Here is a 238-nt window from a genome sequence, read left to right as displayed (position 1 = left end):
GACCCTCCTTGTTTTTCCTTCCTTTCCCTCCCCCTCTTCCCTTCCTTTTTTTCTTTCTTCTTCCTTTTTCTCTTTTCTTCTTTCCTTTCTTTCCTTTTTTTTTCCCCCTCTTCTCCTCTTCCCTTCTTCTTCCTCCTTTCCTTCCTTTCTTCCCCTTTCCTTTTCCTCTTCCCTCCTTTTTCCTCTTCTCCCTTCTTTTTCCTTTCCTCTTTCTCCTCTCTCTCTCCCTTTTCTCCTT

General features: G+C 43.3%; 1 protein-coding gene. It reads right to left on the bottom strand.

All coding sequences use genetic code 11. The annotated features are described in order from the left end of the window. Positions 1 to 238 (bottom strand): hypothetical protein (locus ACP7FG_RS13205; protein WP_439226664.1); only part of this gene is annotated, 238 nt, incomplete at both ends.

The organism is Idiomarina sp. ST10R2A5 (assembly GCF_051842325.1).
GTDB classification, from domain to species: Bacteria; Pseudomonadota; Gammaproteobacteria; order Enterobacterales; family Alteromonadaceae; genus Idiomarina; species Idiomarina abyssalis.
The sequence above is the reverse complement of the archived record's forward strand: the minus strand, read 5'-3'. Positions and strand labels throughout refer to the sequence as shown.